Source organism: Morganella sp. B601 (genome assembly GCF_051172335.1).
Lineage (GTDB): Bacteria > Pseudomonadota > Gammaproteobacteria > Enterobacterales > Enterobacteriaceae > Morganella > Morganella morganii.
Genome location: NZ_JBPIZE010000002.1, coordinates 267,959 through 285,379, shown reverse-complemented (window position 1 = coordinate 285,379; position 17,421 = coordinate 267,959). Strand labels below are relative to the sequence as shown.

15 protein-coding genes are annotated in these 17,421 nt (G+C 52.5%); 8 read left to right on the top strand and 7 right to left on the bottom strand.

Features of this window, described 5'->3' with window-relative positions:
- Nucleotides 1–2: 2 nt before the first annotated feature.
- Entirely contained in the window at nt 3–3,089 is a 3,087-nt protein-coding gene (locus tag ACSBQN_RS06010; protein ID WP_354632771.1) for an efflux RND transporter permease subunit, read from the bottom strand.
- On the bottom strand, nt 3,086–4,174 hold the full coding sequence (locus tag ACSBQN_RS06005; RefSeq protein WP_214177154.1) for an efflux RND transporter periplasmic adaptor subunit: 1,089 nt from the start codon (nt 4,172–4,174) through the stop codon (nt 3,086–3,088). The genes ACSBQN_RS06010 and ACSBQN_RS06005 overlap by 4 nt, the downstream gene beginning before the upstream one ends.
- 128 nt (nt 4,175–4,302) lie before the next feature.
- On the opposite strand from ACSBQN_RS06005, the gene ACSBQN_RS06000 reads away from it, so the two are divergent.
- Complete coding sequence (locus ACSBQN_RS06000; protein WP_214177153.1) at nt 4,303–4,947, top strand: homoserine/threonine efflux transporter; 645 nt, start codon at nt 4,303–4,305, stop codon at nt 4,945–4,947.
- 43 nt (nt 4,948–4,990) lie between these two features.
- Here the strand turns inward: ACSBQN_RS06000 and ACSBQN_RS05995 are convergent, their stop codons facing one another.
- The 4 genes from ACSBQN_RS05995 to ACSBQN_RS05980 are packed head-to-tail and all read right to left on the bottom strand — an operon-like array spanning nt 4,991 to nt 9,402.
- On the bottom strand, nt 4,991–6,076 hold the full coding sequence (locus ACSBQN_RS05995) for a hypothetical protein (protein ID WP_354632774.1): 1,086 nt from the start codon (nt 6,074–6,076) through the stop codon (nt 4,991–4,993).
- A 17-nt stretch (nt 6,077–6,093) separates the two neighbouring features.
- Nucleotides 6,094–7,242, bottom strand: a complete 1,149-nt coding sequence (locus ACSBQN_RS05990) for an ABC transporter substrate-binding protein (protein ID WP_201893173.1) — start codon at nt 7,240–7,242, stop codon at nt 6,094–6,096.
- A 13-nt stretch (nt 7,243–7,255) separates the two neighbouring features.
- Nucleotides 7,256–8,428 (bottom strand): TonB-dependent siderophore receptor, encoded by a 1,173-nt coding sequence (locus ACSBQN_RS05985; protein ID WP_434991636.1) that lies wholly within the window; start codon nt 8,426–8,428, stop codon nt 7,256–7,258.
- Nucleotides 8,425–9,402, bottom strand: a complete 978-nt coding sequence (locus ACSBQN_RS05980; protein ID WP_434991635.1) for a TonB-dependent siderophore receptor — start codon at nt 9,400–9,402, stop codon at nt 8,425–8,427. The genes ACSBQN_RS05985 and ACSBQN_RS05980 overlap by 4 nt, the downstream gene beginning before the upstream one ends.
- Before the next feature lie 162 nt (nt 9,403–9,564).
- Between ACSBQN_RS05980 and ACSBQN_RS05975 the strand changes: the two genes are divergently transcribed.
- Nucleotides 9,565–10,170 carry a rhomboid family intramembrane serine protease gene (locus tag ACSBQN_RS05975; protein ID WP_024473054.1) on the top strand — a complete coding sequence of 202 codons (606 nt, stop codon included), beginning with the start codon at nt 9,565–9,567 and terminating at the stop codon, nt 10,168–10,170.
- A gap of 37 nt (nt 10,171–10,207) precedes the next feature.
- Here the strand turns inward: ACSBQN_RS05975 and ACSBQN_RS05970 are convergent, their stop codons facing one another.
- Nucleotides 10,208–10,669 (bottom strand): DUF1456 family protein, encoded by a 462-nt coding sequence (locus ACSBQN_RS05970; RefSeq protein ID WP_004237586.1) that lies wholly within the window; start codon nt 10,667–10,669, stop codon nt 10,208–10,210.
- 140 nt (nt 10,670–10,809) lie between these two features.
- Here ACSBQN_RS05970 and ACSBQN_RS05965 point away from each other — a divergent pair, with 140 nt between their 5' ends.
- The 6 genes from ACSBQN_RS05965 (at nt 10,810) to ACSBQN_RS05940 (ending at nt 17,414) form a co-directional block, all read left to right on the top strand.
- Nucleotides 10,810–12,207 (top strand): amidohydrolase, encoded by a 1,398-nt coding sequence (locus ACSBQN_RS05965; RefSeq protein ID WP_024473052.1) that lies wholly within the window; start codon nt 10,810–10,812, stop codon nt 12,205–12,207.
- Entirely contained in the window at nt 12,204–13,034 is an 831-nt protein-coding gene (locus ACSBQN_RS05960; RefSeq protein ID WP_119312788.1) for a haloacid dehalogenase-like hydrolase, read from the top strand. Before ACSBQN_RS05965 ends, ACSBQN_RS05960 begins: the two co-directional genes overlap by 4 nt.
- A 152-nt stretch (nt 13,035–13,186) precedes the next feature.
- Entirely contained in the window at nt 13,187–14,116 is a 930-nt protein-coding gene (locus tag ACSBQN_RS05955) for a Dyp-type peroxidase (RefSeq protein ID WP_434991634.1), read from the top strand.
- A 132-nt stretch (nt 14,117–14,248) separates the two neighbouring features.
- Nucleotides 14,249–15,601: a molecular chaperone gene (gene yegD, locus ACSBQN_RS05950; RefSeq protein ID WP_024473049.1), complete on the top strand. Its 1,353-nt coding sequence runs from the start codon at nt 14,249–14,251 to the stop codon at nt 15,599–15,601.
- Between the two features lie 37 nt (nt 15,602–15,638).
- Nucleotides 15,639–16,235: a TetR/AcrR family transcriptional regulator gene (locus ACSBQN_RS05945; protein ID WP_024473048.1), complete on the top strand. Its 597-nt coding sequence runs from the start codon at nt 15,639–15,641 to the stop codon at nt 16,233–16,235.
- 78 nt (nt 16,236–16,313) lie between these two features.
- Nucleotides 16,314–17,414: an alkene reductase gene (locus ACSBQN_RS05940; RefSeq protein ID WP_024473047.1), complete on the top strand. Its 1,101-nt coding sequence runs from the start codon at nt 16,314–16,316 to the stop codon at nt 17,412–17,414.
- Nucleotides 17,415–17,421: the final 7 nt, after the last annotated feature.

The following is a 17,421-nucleotide window of genomic DNA, read 5'->3' as shown; positions in this document are numbered from 1 at the left end:
CTCTACCACTCCTTCACATCCCGGTCGGCTTTGGTGACGGAGGTCAGTTTTGCCAGACGTGGTAACAATGCTTTTTTCAGATCATCCATAAAGGTATAAATCACCGGTACAAACAGCAAACTGAGAATAGTGGAGCTTATCAGACCGCCGATAACCGCAATCGCCATCGGCGCACGGAACCCGGCATCCGCGCCGGAAGTCAGTACCAGCGGGATCATACCGGCAATCATGGCAAATGTGGTCATAATTATCGGGCGGATCCGCTCGCGTCCTGCGTCTTTTACCGCCTGTTCACGGCTGAGCCCGGCGCGCTCTTTTTCCAGGATAAATTCCACCAGCAGAATGGAGTTTTTTGTCACAATGCCCATCAGCATCAGAATACCGATAATCACCGGCAGATCGATCATTGCCCCATACAGCACAAGGGCGATGATTGCGCCGCCGACAGAAAACGGCAGGGCGGCGAGAATGGTGACCGGCTGGAGAAAATCTTTAAACAGCACAATCAGAATCGCCAGCACCAGCAGGATACTGAACAGCATAGTGCTGCTGAAACGCATAAACATATCATTCATATATTCCATATCGCCGTATTCCAGTTGTGACACTGTCACCGACAGGTTCTGATACTCCGGCAGCGCCATCACCGCATCCAGTGCCTCACCGAGTGATAAGCCGGTCAGATTAGCTTCCACCGACATTTTCCTGGCACGATTTATCCGGTCGATTTGTGCCGGTCCATCACTGAAATCAATGGTTGCCACCGCTTTCAGCGGTACATTTCCCTGAGCCGTGCTTCGTACGGATAAATCATTCAGCACACGGATATCATTCCGCTGGTATTCAGGCAGTACCACCTGTAATGCCAGTTGTCTGTCCGGCAGATTGAATTTGGCGCTGCGGGAGCCGGATTCCCCCATGGTGGCGACCCGCAGCGTGTCGGCGATTTCACTGACACTCACGCCGGTCCGCCCCGGGCCGTCAGGACGCGGTGTGACAATCAGCTCTTTGCGCAGCAGCGGTTTTATCACCTGCACATTACTGAACCCCGGCAGGCGGGCAATGCCGTTACGCAGATTTTGCATGGCACTTTCCAGCTCAGCCGGGTCAGTGCCGGTGAAAACCAATGAAAACTCTTTGCCGCCGTTACTGTTGCTGAAGTTATAGCGGGCATCCGGCAGTTCACTGAACAGCGGGGCAATTGCGTGCTCAAATTCCTTCTGTGACAGTTCACGGTCACCGGGATCAACCAGTGTCAGAATGATTTCCTCCTTGTGCTGCGCGATACCGTCCGCATCATCCGCCACACCCGCAATGGTATAAACGGATTTTATCTCCGGCCGGTCTTTCAGGGATTTTGTCAGTGTCCGCAGGCGTTGCTGTGTCTGCTCAACCGGCGTGCCGGGCGGCAGTTCCACTTCAATCTGTGTCACACTGATATCGCCTTCCGGCATAAAACCGACCTGCAGCCGGGTCACGGAAGCCACTGAACCCACCAGAAATACTAATGCCAGCGCCAGTGCGGTTTTCCGGTGTTTCAGTGTTGCAGATAACAACCCGGTATATTTTTCTATCCAGCGCGGTACGGCTGATTCCGGATGCGGTTTCTTTGACGGCAACAGGATATACGCGGCCATCAGCGGCGTAACCAGCCGTGCAACCAGCAGAGACGACAACACAGCCGCAGATACCGTCACTCCGAACGGCACGAAATATTTGCCGACAAATCCGCCGATGAAACTGACCGGCAGGAAAACCGCTACAATGGTCAGTGTGATCGCAACAATCGCGAAACCGATAGCATCAGAGGCTTTGAGTGCAGCAAGATACGGGCGCTCACCGCGCTCAATGTATTTCTGGATATTCTCGATTTCCACAATCGCGTCATCAACCAGGATCCCGATAACCAGTGTCAGCGCAAGCAGAGTGATACTGTTGAGACTGTAATCAAACAGTGCCAGCACAAAAAATGCCGGTAATATCGATAACGGCAGCGCCACTGCCGCAACCAGGGTTGCGCGCCAGCTTTTCAGGAAGAAAAAGACAATCACGATGGTCAGGAATGCCCCTTCCAGCAGGGTTTTAATGGTCAGCTGATAACTTGATTCGGTATAAGTAACGGTGGATGAGATTAGTTCAATCGTCAGTTCCGGATGTTTGGCAGCGATCTCCGTCAGGGCGGCATTTACCTGTTCCGCCACGGCGGTATCACTGGTACCTTTGGCGCGGAATACGGCAAACCCGGCCACATCACGGCCATTGAGCTGAGAAATACTGCGGGTGGTTTTTTGTCCGTTATAGATCTCCGCAATATCACCCAGTTTTATCCATTGCTCATTTTCAGCAGGTAACTGAATGTTTTTAATGTCATCAGCGGCTGTTTTTTCACCCAGTACACGGATGGTATGAGCAAGCGAATTATACTGCGATGAGCCGCCTGCCGCGTTCTGATGCACACCACGCAGCCATTCATTTACGGTAACCACCGACAGATTCAGGGCAGAAAGCTTGTCTGCGTCGGGTTCAATGCGGATCACCCGGTCAGCGCCGCCCTGACGGCTGACTTTCTGAACCCCGGGTAACATAATCAGCTGCTTACTGATGGTGTCATCAATAAACCAGGAGAGATCGGCTGCCGGAACGGTATCGGATGATACGGCATAGCGCAGTATGGCTCCGCCTTCGACGTCTATCCGGTTAATCAGCGGTTCATCAATGCTTTGCGGCAGTTCTCCCCGGATTTGTGAGATCTGCTCGCGGACATCATTAGTGGCAATATACGGATCAACATCGAGGTTAAATTCTACCGTAGTTGAGGAAATACCTTCTGTTACGGAAGACGAAATATGACGGATGCCGGGAATACCGGAAACCGCCCGCTCGACCTGTTTGGTCACCGCATTTTCCAGCTCTGACGGCGAGGAGCCATCCTGAGTGACCGTCACTGTCACAATCGGAAAGTTAATCACCGGATTGGCTGTTACCGGCAATTGCGCAAAAGAAAATAACCCGGCAATGGTCAGCGCCAGAAAAATAACAATGACCGGAACCGGACGGGTGATAGCTCGGGAGGAAAATTGTAATTTCATTGTGCGGCCTTCACCGGTGTGACGGTGTCATTATCAGTTAAAAATGCCTGCGCATTGACCACCACATCCGCATCCGGCGGAAGCGGGCTGAGGATCGCAATCTGCCCGTTATCAATAGCGCCGGTCTGCACCGGCTGCTGCATCACTTTGTTATTTTTCACGATAAACACCGTGCGTTCACCTTTTGCGCCGGTGCGTACCGCACTGTAAGGCAGGCTTTGATACTCACGGGGCGCGGCGGTGTATGTCAGTACGCCGGTCTGTCCCTGTCGTAAATCAGTGCCGTCCGTAACCGTGATCCGCACACGGCCGGACTGTGTCTGAGAGGAAAGTACCGGTGAAATAAACCGGACAGTGCCGTTCAGTTGCCGGTTATTCGCCGTTTTCATCGTGACTGCCGAAGTTTCCTGCATTTGCGCCAGTTCATCAGCCCCCGCAGTGGCCTCAAATTCGATCTCACCGTTTTCGATCAGCTTAAACAGCAGGCTGTTATCAGACAGCATGCCCTGTACCGCGTGGCGCTCACTGATAATCCCGGCGGCCGGAGCATAGATTTTTGATTTATCTTCCTGACTTTTTTCCCGTGCCAGTTGCGCCTGTAACTGACGCAGTTCTGCCTGCCCGGCATCAACCAGTGCCCGCCGGGCCTGAGTGTCTGATTTGGCTTTTTCAAATTCACTGGCGGAAATTACGCCGCTGTGTGCGAGTTTTGTCATCCGGGTCAGATCACGCTGAGATTGCGCCGCCAGTACACTTTGCTGCCGGATATATGCTGCTGCTTTTTCCGTTTCTGCCTGCAACTGCCGGACAGCGGCACTTTGCAAAGGGGATTCCAGGGTTGCCAGCAACTGATTTTTCTCCACCTTCTGACCTTCCTCAGCAAACACCGCCGTTACCGTCTGTTGCTGCAGCGGCGAGCCGATAGCAATTTCATTTCTGGCCACAAATTTTCCCGGCAAGGTAATGACCGGTGCAGAGCGGATTATTTGCGGATGCGTCACACTGACCCGCACATCATCTGCCAGGCCGGCAGGTGATACAGAAAATAAAAAGAGTGTGGTCACTATCAAAATACGGTTTTTCATCGTGGTACAATTTCCGTCCGGAAGCATTGCCCGCTAAAATAAACTAAATAGTCTAATTTTCCTTAAACCCGCGTTAAGCCGCGATTTTTCGTTAAGCTGAATTAAGCTTTGCCGAGGAGAACCCCGTCATGGATCCGCTGCACAGCATTGCCGTCACGCTTTTTTTGTTTGTCCTGACTTTTTTCAATCCCGGAGCAAATCTGTTTATTGTTGTGCAGACCACACTGAGTTCCGGACAAAAAGCGGGGCTGACCTGCGGTTACGGCGTGGTGCTGGGTAATGCGATTTACTCAGGGCTGGGATTATTCGGGCTGGTCACGCTGATGCATGAGTTCGGGGCTTTTTTCTCGCTGATTAAAGTGGCGGGCGGCGCTTATCTGTTGTGGTATGCAGTAACGGTTTTCCGTAACCGGACACAGCTGAATCTCAATACCGACAGCACATTACCGGCTCAGCATGCACTGCGTTATTTCCGGCGCGGGCTGATTTCTGATCTTTCCAATCCGCAGACTATCCTGTTTTTTATCAGTATTTTCTCGGTCACACTGACACCGCAAACGCCGTTGTGGGCAAAAATCACCCTGTGGTTCGGTATTATCACGGTATCACTTATCTGGCGGATTATTCTCTGCCGCACATTTTCCCTGACCTCCGTACGCCGCACCTATTCCCGCATTCATCGTGTGGTCGGTAAAGTGGTAGGCGTGTTACTCGGCGCACTCGCGACCCGTCTGATTTATCAGGGTGCTGCGGAGTTACTCAACCGCCGCTGAACAAATCCGGCGTTTTTTTCAGATAACTGTTACCTGGTTTTAATCAGCTGCGCGGCACTATCCACGCTGTGCGTCCGCCGACAGTGGCACTGCGGTGCAGCGCGGTGTGACTCAGACAAAAAGCACTGACCCCGGCAAATTCCTGAGAATACCAGGCACCGCCGCGCATCAGTGCCCGCTCCCCGTAATTGCGCAGATAGATCTGGTCAGTCTGTGGTTTTTCCCCGTACGGCGCGAGTCTGTTCTGTTGTAACAGATGCGGCACGGGCAGATTAGCGGCTGTTTTCATACTGAAGAACGGGCCGTCGAGCAGTCCCGGCGGATAGCTGTTGTCAGCCGGGTCGCCGTTATAATGTGTAATATTTTCTGACAGCAATGGTGTGCCGCCGTTGCCGGTCAGACAGGCGGACGGTGAGTCATATTTTGCCGTCCCGGGCATACCGGGTGCACAATATTGTCCGCTCTGCATATCCACTGCCTGCCATAACAGCGGTGCATCTGCCGGTAACGCACTGATATCATTATCGCGGATCAGCTGAATTTCACCTGCCATCAGCCGGACACCGGTCTGCCATTCCCACAGATTCCCGCACAGGTCACTGATCCCGGTCAGTTGCTGATTATGATACCAGTCCGGGTGGGGTGATCCGGTCAGCGTATTGGCTTCCCCGCTGAGATCACCGGCGGGTTTGCCGTCAATCCGCACCGCGCTTTGCTCCGGATGACGCAGGCTGCGGCCATAATCGGTATTACCGTCAGGAATATTATTCTGCTGATCAATACAGTGCATCAGCGCGGTCCATTCTGCATTACTGCTGAGATGAAATCCGGGCCCGGTTTGTTGTGCCAACTGCCGGAATTCCGGCAGATTCAGATGACAGGCCGGTGCTTTTCCCGGCTGACTGATAAGCTCTCCGTCATGCAGGCTGCCCGGGTAGCAGGCATAGAAAAAAGCATCAATTATCTGCCCGTTCACACAAAATGCCGGATGCAGAGCAGGAAGATCATCACGGCAAATCTGATACATAAAATTCGGCTGACCTTTGGCGGAATAAATCACGGTCCGCCGTCCCTGACTCTTTTCCTCTGTTTTGATCCGCAGTGCATCGGGTGAAAAAATCGTTGTCATCAATATTATCCTTATCGTTATGATTCTGGGCGCAGTGATACCCAGTAACCCGGCTGCCACGGTACCGGCAGAAACTGCTGATAAAATGAACGGAATACCGCATCAGCATCAATATCCGCAAACAGTGCCGGATGCAGCCAGGCAGCGAATTTCAGGACTGCGATAAAGCCGAAAGGGCTGTCATAGAAGGCGTGCCAGATGGCATAACACTCCCGCTGTTGTACGGCGGCGAGGGTTTTAAAGGCAGGGCGTTTCATCAGGACAGCCAGCTGTCTTTCCGCTACCGTAAGATCAGCCCCCGGGCCGAGCCCCACCCAGTCACCGCCGGGGTTATAGCTCTGCCATTGCCCGCCGGTGACAATCACTTTCTCCGGCCGGGTATGGATGATGGTTTCCTGATTGAGCGTTCCGTAGGTGCCGTCAATATAATCAGCGCCGATATTTTTACCACCCGCACAGGTCAGAAATTCCGCGAAATTGCCGTTGCCATAGGCATAACAGCATTCCGCACTGAATCCGGCGGCACGTTCCAGCAGAACCGGAACCGGGCGGTAAGGTGCGGCAGCCAGCCGCGATGTCACGAGAGCAAGATGTGAATGAATAAAGGCGATCATCTCAGCGGCTCTGTCCGGCACACCAAGAACAGCGCCCATAACGGCGATACTGCGCGGCGTGTTTTTCAGCGGGCTGATACTCATATCCAGTACAACAATCTGTATCCCGGCGCGTTCCAGTAATGCGGTGATCCCGCCGGTTTCCATGGCGGAAAATGTACCGGTAGTGACAAAAATAATGTCAGGATGCAGTTCAATAATGGTTTCTGTGTTTGCCTGTGCCCCGGCCAGTGGTACAAGGTTCGGCAGGGCAGCCAGTGACGGAAACGCCCGGCTGTATTGCTGATAGCTCAGTTCATCCGCATGGCGGAAAGCCGCCGGAATGGCTGCCAGTTTTTCTGTCAGCTGTTTTCCGGTCAGTGAGGCATACAGAAACATCAGAGATGCATCCGCCACATAGATTCGCTGCGGTGTGAGCCGGCAGTCAATCTGTCGGCCGCGTATATCGGTAATGAACTGCTGTTCCGGTGCGGCGGATAATCCGCCCGGCAGTGCGGCCAGTGCGGAAAACAGCAGGCTGTGTTTCAGAAGACGCCGTTTCAGATGATCCATAGTGTCACCGCCCTCAGAAGAAATAGTTAAGGGTGGCGACAACGGTGCGGTCATTACCAATGCTGCAATAAGTGGAGCTGGTACAGCCCGCCACATAAGATGTATTGGCGATATTGCTGATGGTGACACCCAGTTCCATTCCGCTCAGTTCCGGTGTCAGCGCGTCCATCTGATAACGCAGGCTGACATCCCCCAGCCAGACGGCAGGTACCGTAAAGCTGTTGGTGTTATCCCCCTGAGTCGCACCGAGATAGCGGACACCGGCGCCGATCAGTGCGCCGTCAAGATAACGGCCCTGAAAGCGGTAATCCGCCCAGAGTGAACCACTGTGGCGCGGCACCTGAACAGGGCGTTTATTCAGTACGGATTTGTCATCCGATTCCGTGATTACATTATCGGGAAAAGCATAACCCAGCATAAGATTAAGTGACGGTGTCACGGCCATGCGGCTCTCAAACTCCAGCCCGCGGGAACGGACTTTGCCGGTCTGGTTATAGTAATCCGGGTTTTTCGGGTTATGAGTGGTGACATTTTTCTGGGTCAGCTCATAGACTGCGAGGCTCGCCATAATATCGCCGTTATCACTCAGGTATTTTACCCCGGCTTCTGTCTGGTCAGATTCTGTCGGCACAAATGCCTTGCCGTCCGCGTCTGTTCCCAATACCGGATCAAAACTGTCGGAGATACTTATCCAGGGAGAAAAACCACTGCTGAAGGTGTAGGTCAGCCCCGCACGGTGGCTGTAAGCTGAGGTATCAGTGTTTTGTGTTGTTCCGCTGAGGTTGTTGGTGGTTTTCAGCGAGGAATCATCATAACGGCCGCTTAAAATCAGGCTCCATTGCTGCCAGCGCAGATGATCCTGCATATAAACACCATAGCGCCGGTAAGTCTGACCGGTGGAGGTGGATGATGTCATGTGCGGCGTAAACTGCGGGCGGTAGTGAGAACCGTACGGATCAAATGTCACTGTTTGCGAGCCTGACCAGTCCTTATCCAGCTTACCGGTCTGAAGATCAAAGCCGGTCAGAATTTCATGGGATACCGGGCCGGTGAGGGTTTTGTAAATCAGTTGGTTATCTGCTGCCAGGGTTCTGGCCCGGGACGGGGAATCCTGATACACCGCTGTCAGCAGGCGGTTATCCTGCACAAATCCGCGGGTAAAATCACGGCGGACACGGGATTTCACATCGGCATAACGTGTTTCAGCGTCAGCGAATCTGAAACCTGCCAGTTAACCAGTGACGTGATAGATTGTTGTGTGCGGCCCGATTTTTCATGATCCGGATTACTGTAGTTATGATGTCTGTCCAGTTCACCGTAAGGGTTCGGTAACAGACCGAGAGCGGCAGCGGGAAGTGTGTTGTAATAACCGGTATAGGGGTCATGCTGATATACACCGGCTACTGTCCACCGGAGATTGTCCAGAGGACGCCAGGTGACTGAAGGGGCGATCAGATAACGGGACTGTTTTGTATTTTCAATCTGTGAACCGGAAGAGGCCGCTGAACCGATCATCCGGTAAAGCCAGGTTTCATCCTCATTCAGTGCACCGGTGCTATCAAACCGCAGCGCATTGTTATCATAATTGCCGCCCTGAAACTGAATTTGATGAGACTCCTCCGTCTGCGGCAGCCGGGACTGCATATTGATAACGCCACCGGCACCGCCCTGACCATACAACGCAGATGAGGGGCCGTGAACGGCTTCGATACTTTCGAGCAGCCAGGAATCCACCTGTGCGCCCCAGATCCCGCTGTTACCCGCGACCCGCAGGCCGTCGAGATAATAATCCGCATCAAAGCCGCGCATTTTCGAAAAATCAATGCTATTGCCGAAGCCCCCGAATTTTTCACTGGCCACCCCGGCGCTGTAGCGCAGCGCTTTGCTGAGGGATTCAGCCGGCAGGGTATCAAGCTGATCACGGCGGATCACTGATACAAACTGCGGCGTTTCAGCCAGTGAGGCAGAGCCTTTTGTTGCCGCAGACTGACGGAGAGCACCATAACCGCGCGGTTCATAATGTTCATCATCCGCCGCCGTGACATAGACGACATCTTCCGCTTCGGCATAAACAACCGGAACAGACAGAAATGAGACAGAGAAAGCAGATGTAATAACAGATTTAATAACAACAGGGTAAGAACTCAGTAATCGGCGCATGAGGATTTTCTCAGTTGATCGGAACAGCTGAAGCATATACATCGACCGACCCCCAGTCAATAATGATGGTAATTATTTTCATTTGCATTTGAAAAATCAGGATGGAAGGGACACAAAATTTCGCTATAGTGGGGCGGACTCCATCACCCAACGGACCGGGAAATGACAAAAAACACTATCGATAACACAGAACAGCCTGCGCAGAGCGGTATAAAAATCTATCTGAGAAACGGGCTGTATTTTGTGCTGTTTTTAATGGCGGTACAGTTACTGACCACACTGACCGGCGGGGGATTAACTGCGCTGGGTATTGAGCCGCGTACGGTTAACGGGCTGTTCGGTATTTTCCTTGCACCTTTTATTCACAGCAGTTGGGGGCATTTATTCAGTAATCTGCCGCCGCTGTTAATTCTCAGTGTGTTACTGATGATCCCGTCAGTGAAACATTATATTAAGGCGTCCCTGTTTATTATTATCGTGGGTGGATTGCTGGTCTGGTTATTCGGGCGGACGGCAGTGCATGTCGGGGCGAGCGGCTGGATATTCGGCTTGTGGGCATTACTGATTTATCAGGGGATTTTCCGCCGCAAACCACTGGATATTATTATTGGTATTGTGGTGCTGATTTATTACGGCGGCATGATCAGCGGACTGTTTCCGGGACAGCAATTCGTCTCGGTGGAATCCCATCTGAGCGGCGCTGCCGCCGGGGTTTTATTCGGCTGGCTGCAATACCGCAAGCGGAAACAGAATAACAAACCAGCATAACACTCTGCCGGGTGATAACACCCGGCATCATTATCTGTCAGCCGCGGATGCGGGATGTCAGACCTTTCAGGAAATAGCGCAGCAGTTGGTCACCGCAGTCGCGGTAATTCTTGTGATCCGGATTACGGAACAGGGCGCTGATTTCCGGTTTTGACACACGGAAGTCGGCACGCTGAAAAATATCCGCCATATCCGTATCCTTCAGTTCAAACGCAACGCGCAATTTTTTCAGGATAATATTGTTGGTCAGACGGGCATCCACCGCCGGTACCGGACGGCTTTCATCTTTGCCGCGACGGAAAATAATCAGTCCGTTGAGAAAATGACCGGTTACATTATCATCACAAAGCTGATAATCCGCTTCATCTTCTTTTTTCAGCCAGTCGCTCATCTGCGCTTTGGTGACAGTTAATCCGGCAAGTCCGGTGATTTCGGCCATTTTTGCGTCACTCAGATCCAGCATGTAGCGGACACTGCGCAGAACATAGTTATTCAGCATAAACAGGGGTTATCCATGGAAGGAGTTATAAACCCTGCAATACTAGTGATTATCCGTCCGCATTTCAATGAAATCCGCTGGTTGGAAGTGGATTAATGGCGGTGATATAGTAGGTTTTTCCGTTCAGTCATGAGGTTACTATGTCATTGTCCCGCGCGTTTGCCACCACACTGCTTGCTGCTGCCTGCTCCGCTTATGCTGCCGACCCGGCAGATCTGATGATAACGGACGGCACCGTGCTGACCATGAACCCGGAAAATACCGTATTTGAGCACGGTACCGTGGTGGTCAGTGACGGAAAAATTGTCGCCGTCGGCGGCCCTGAGCTGACAGCGAAATATCAGGCAAAAAAAGTGCTGGATGTAAAAGGCGATATTGTCATGCCGGGGCTGATAAACACCCACACTCACGGCTCGATGACGGTTTTCCGCTCTCTCGGGGATGATGTGCCGGATCGCCTGCACCGCTATATTTTCCCGCTGGAAAATAAACTGGTTTCCCGCGATATGGTGCGCACCGGCGCTAATCTGGCCAATATCGAAATGATTAAAGGCGGCGTGACCACCTATGCCGATATGTATTATTTCGAAGATGAGGTTGCGAAGACCGTAGATAAAGCAGGTTTACGCGCCGTGCTGGGTGAGACCATCATTAATTTCCCGGTTGCGGATGCACAGACGCCGGAAGAAGGGATAGCGTATGCGGTGCGCTTTATCAATAAATACAAAGATCATCCGCGCATCACACCGGCATTTGCCCCGCATGCCCCGTATACCAATACCACTGAAAACTTACAGAAAATCGCGGCACTGTCTGAAGAACTGAATGTACCGGTGATGATCCATCTGGCGGAAACAGATCGTGAAAAAGAAGAGATCGCCAAACGCACCGGCGGGAAAAGCCCGGTGCAGTATATGGCGGATATCGGCGTGCTGAATAACCGCCTGCTGGCGGCGCATGTGATTATGGCCGATGAAAATGACCTGAATCTGCTGAAAAAATATGATGTCGGGGTGGCACACAATATCAGCGCCAACACTAAATCCGCCAAAGGCGTGGCACCGGTCACGCAAATGCTGGAAAAAGGGATCCGCACCGGTCTCGGTACCGACGGGCCGATGTCCTCCAATACATTAACCACCATGAATGAGCTCAACCTGGTCGGTAAAATCCATAAGCTGGAAACCAAAAACCGCGCGGCCATGCCGCCGCTGACCGTGGTTGAAATGGCGACCATGGGATCGGCCCGTGCACTGCATATGGATGATAAAATCGGCTCACTGGAAACCGGGAAACTGGCAGATATCATTGTGGTGGATACCAAAGCGCCGAATATGGTGCCGGTGTACAGCCCGTATGCCGCCCTGGTTTATGGCGCAAACGGTGCCAATGTCCGCCATACCATTGTCGACGGTGTGATCCTGATGGAAGACCGGCAGTTACTGACCGTCAATGAAAATGAAATTATTCAGGATGCACAGCGTTTTGCGGAAAAAGTCCGTGAAACCGTGCGCGCTTCAGGGGAAGAGGTGAAATGACAGAAAAACTCAAATGTGCGCTGATTTATGATTTTGACGGCACCCTGGCAGAAGGTGACTGTCCGGAGCACGGACTGATGCCTGCACTGGGTATCAGTGACATGAAAGCATTCTGGCGGGAAGTGAAGCGGTTTGCCAAAGCAGATGACGGCGACGAAATCCTCTCCTATATGGGATTACTGGCCGCCAAGGCTGCGAATAAAAAGTCAGAGGAACTGAGCATTGAAAACCTGAAGAAACACGGTGCGACGATTCCGTTGTTTCCCGGTGTGACAGAGTGGTTCAGCCGGATCAATACCTGGGCTCATGAGCAGGGGCTGGACCCGGAACACTATATTCTGTCCAGCGGACTGGACGGTATGATCCGCGGCACGGCTATCGGCCATGAATTCCGCGATATTTTTGCCTGTAAATATCACTATTCCGCTGACGGAAAAACAGCACAGTGGCCTGCTCAGGCTATCAATTACACCACCAAAACACAGTTTTTATTCCGGATAAACAAGGGAATACATAACTCATGGGATAATGTGGCTGTTAATCATTTTATCGAGCAGGAAGAACGCGCTGTGCAGTTCCGCCATATGATCTATTTCGGTGATGGTGATACCGATATCCCGGCCATGAAGATGGTGCGTTATCAGGGCGGTTTCTCGCTGGCGGTGTTTGATCAGAAGAAATGGGGCAATCCGGAAACACAGAACAAGGTCGGCAAGCTGATTGCGGAAGAGCGGGCAAACTATGTGGTACCCGCAAACTATGAGGAAGGCAGCCAGCTGGATGTGACCGTAAAAGGGCTGTTACAGCTGTTCCGCCGTAAGCGCTGATATCTGCAAACCCTTACTGGTGACACTGTCACATAAAATACGGGTATTACATGTCCGTTCAGAATATTTTTGCCCGGTCACCGTCCGTAGCCTGTCAATTGGTGTACCATAACGACAGATACTATTCAGAATAAGAAATGTATGGAGAAAGTATGAAATACCAAAATGTGACTGACACGCCCGGTGAGAATTCCTATTTCCTCGTTTTTAATCTGACAGATACCCCGCAAACGAGGGAGACGGTTGTTACGCTGTGTAATGATCTGTCCGGTATTCTGCGCAGCATCCGTAACCGCTTTCCGAAACTGGAGGTCAGTTGTGTGATGGGCTTCGGGGCGGATGCGTGGCAAAAACTGTTTCCGGATGCGGGCAAACCCCGTGAACTGAATACCTTTGAAGCAATTAAGGGACCGCGCTTTACCGCCGTATCCACCCCCGGTGATATCTTCTTTCATATCCGCGCCCTGAATGTGTCCGCCTGTTACGAGCTGGGTTCCATTATCAGCCGAGCTCTGAGCGGTGCAGTGACCTGTGAGGATGAAGTTCACGGCTTCCGTTATATGGACGGCCGCGCGATTATCGGCTTTGTCGACGGGACAGAAAACCCGGAATTTGAGGATGAGCGCAAAGAATATGCGGTTATCGGCGACGAAGATCCGGAATTTGCCGGCGGCAGTTATGCTTTTGTGCAGAAATATATTCACGATATGGATGCCTGGCAGAACCTGAGCACCGAAGATCAGGAAAAAGTCATCGGTCGTCATAAATTCAATGATGTCGAACTGACCGATGAGCAGAAAATCCCGGGCTCCCACAATGTGGTGACCAATATTCAGGACGAAGAGGGCAATGACCTGAAAATTGTCCGCGCCAATATGCCGTTCTCCAACCCGGCCAAAAATGAGCACGGTACCTATTTTATCGGCTACGCCCGTTATTTCTCCACCACCCGCAGAATGCTGGAAAACATGTTCGCCGGAAAAGAAACCGGTGCCACCGATGAATTACTGAAATTCAGTACTGCTGTGACCGGCACACTGTTCTTTATTCCGTCACCGGCCATGCTGGATGATGTTGAATAACTGACCTGATCCGGGGGATCACTCCCGGATCACTTTTCCCGCCTGTTGTTTCCGCGTTTTTTATTGGTATTTCCCCGTTGTCTGCGGTAAAGTTTCCGGCTTTTTTCCGGCATGGCAAACAGCGGAGGCATTATGTTTATTGGTTTTGATTACGGAACATCCAACTGCTCAGTGGCAGTGATGAAAGAGGGCACTCCGGTGTTATTACCGCTGGAGGGTGATAATGTCTATATTCCGTCCACCCTGTGTGCACCGACGCGTGAATCCGTTTCCGAACACTTATTCCGTCACCGCGATATTCTGCCGTCAGATAATACCGGCGAACAGTTATTGCGCCGCTCTATCGCTTTTAACCGCGAAGAAAGTATTGAGCTGGTGCCGGAGGATATTCTGTTCGGCCAGGCCGCGCTGGAACTCTATCTTAATGATCCGCGTGACGTGTATTACGTCAAATCCCCGAAATCCTTTCTCGGCGCCTCCGGGCTGCATGATGTGCAAATCAGCTTCTTTGAGGATCTGGTCTGTGCCATGATGGCGAATATCAAATCTCAGGCAGAGCGTTCAACACAGGAAATCATCACCGAAACGGTGATAGGCAGACCGGTTAACTTCCACGGACTGGGCGGCGAAACCGCCAATCAGCAGGCGGAGGCCATTCTTCTGCGGGCGGCAAAACGTGCCGGTTTTCAGCAAATTACCTTTCAGTTTGAACCGGTGGCCGCCGGGCTGGAATATGAATCGGTTCTGAATACGGATCAGACGGTGCTGGTGGTGGATATCGGCGGCGGTACCACCGACTGCTCGCTTATCCGCATGGGACCGGGTTACCGGGGACAGGCTGATCGCACCGGTAGTCTGCTGGCACACAGCGGGCAGCGGGTCGGCGGAAACGATCTTGATATCTATCTGGCCTTTAAACAGCTGATGCCGCTGTTCGGGATGAACAGCCGCGCGGCTTCCGGTATCGAAATGCCGCTGATGCAATTCTGGAACCCGATCGCCATTAATAATGTGGAAGCACAGAAAGAGTTCTACTCCCGCCAGAATCTCACACTGTTACAGCAACTGAAGCGGGATGCGGCAGAGCCGGAAAAACTGCTGCGTCTGCTGGAAGTGTATAACCAGAGCCTGGGTTACAGCATTGTCCGCCGGGCGGAAGAGGCAAAAATCGCGCTTTCAGCCTCACCGGAGTACCGTGCGGCGATCCGCCTGCTCAGTGAAACGCTGGAAACAGACATCAGCGCGGCAGAAATGGAAGAATCGATTTCCTCCCCGAAAGATAAAATGATTTCCCTGGTGAATGATGCAGTGCAACAGGGCGGCGCAACACCGGATACTATCTTTATCACCGGCGGGTCAGGCCGTTCGCCGGTGTTATGCCGTGCGATTGAGGCACAATTACCGGGAATACCGGTGGTCAGAGGAAACGATTTCGGCTCGGTAACCGCCGGTCTGGCACGCTGGGGCGAAATTTGTTTTAAATAAACTTGCAACAGACCGGTCGGTCTATTAGAGTATCGTCATGAACAAACACACTGAACATGATACCCGCGAACATCTTCTGGCTACCGGCGAACGCCTGTGTCTTCAGCGCGGCTTTACCGGCATGGGGCTGAGTGAACTGCTGAAAACGGCCGGGGTGCCGAAGGGCTCGTTTTATCACTATTTCCGTTCCAAGGAATTATTCGGCGTAGCTCTGCTGGAACGCTACTACGAAGATTACCTGGAACGCCTGACCGGTCATTTTGAGCACGGCCCGGGGAATTACCGTGATCGCTTTCTCGCGTATTACGGCGATATTCTGAAAAATGCCTGTCAGCACAGCCGTATTCAGGGCTGTCTGACGGTCAAATTATCCGCCGAAGTGTGTGATTTATCGGAAGATATGAATGCCGCGATGGATAAGGGCGTCAGTAAAGTGATCGCGCTGCTGGCGCAAACCCTGGAAAACGGAAGGAAAGAAAATTCACTGACGTTTCAGGGCGATGCACAGCACGCCGCACAGGTATTTTATTCATTATGGCTGGGGGCAAATTTGCAGGCAAAAATTTCCCGCAGTACCGCGCCGCTGGAAAGTGCACTGGCGCATGTTGAAACACTGATTACCGCGCCTGAGTAATTTTTTTTCGCAGGCGTTTTTATTTATCTGAAAACTAGTCGACTGGTCTAATCCGGAGTTACTATGTCACAACAACCATTGTCACAGAAAAAACTGTTCACCCCGCTGAAAGTGGGCGCCTTTACCGCACCGAACCGCGTATTTATGGCGCCGCTGACCCGGCTGCGCAGTATCGAACCCGGCGATATCCCGACCCCGCTGATGGGTGAATATTACCGCCAGCGTGCCGGTGCAGGGCTGATTATCTCGGAAGCCACTCAAATTTCGGCACAGGCTAAAGGTTATGCCGGTGCGCCGGGGCTGCACAGTCCGGAACAGATTGCAGCCTGGAAAAAAATCACGGCCGGTGTGCATGAGGCAGGCGGCCACATTGCTGTCCAGTTGTGGCATACAGGGCGGATTTCCCATAACAGCATTCAGCCGGGCCAACAGGCACCGGTAGCACCGTCTGCGATCAGTGCCGGTACCCGCACCTCACTGCGTGATGAAAACGGTCACGCTATCCGTGTTGATACCTCCATGCCGCGTGCGCTGGAAACCAGTGAAATCCCGGGGATTGTGAATGATTTCCGTCAGGCGGTAGCTAATGCACGGGAGGCCGGATTTGATATGGCAGAACTGCACTCCGCTCACGGCTATCTGCTGCACCAGTTCTTATCACCGGATGCCAACCACCGCACCGATCAGTACGGCGGCAGCCGCGAAAACCGTGCTCGTCTGGTGCTGGAAGTGGTGGATGCCGTTTGTGCAGAGTGGGGACCGGAACACATTGGGATCCGTGTATCGCCAATCGGTTCATTCCAGAATATGAGCAACGGCCCGGATGAAGAGGCGGATGCGCTGTATCTGATTGAGGAACTGAATAAACGCAATATTGCCTATCTGCATATGTCCGAGCCGGACTGGGCAGGCGGCAAGCCGTACAGCGAAGATTTCCGTCGTAAGGTTCGTTCTCTGTTCCGTGGTGTGATTATCGGTGCCGGGGCCTATACCCCGGAAAAAGCGGAAGATCTGATTGAAAAAGGGCTGATTGATGCGGTGGCATTTGGCCGCGATTATATCGCCAACCCGGATCTGGCCGCGCGTCTGGCGAAAAAAGTACCGCTGAACCCGCAGCGTCCGGAATCCTTCTACGGCGGTGGTGCCGAAGGGTATACCGATTATCCGTTTATGTCATAAAAACGTT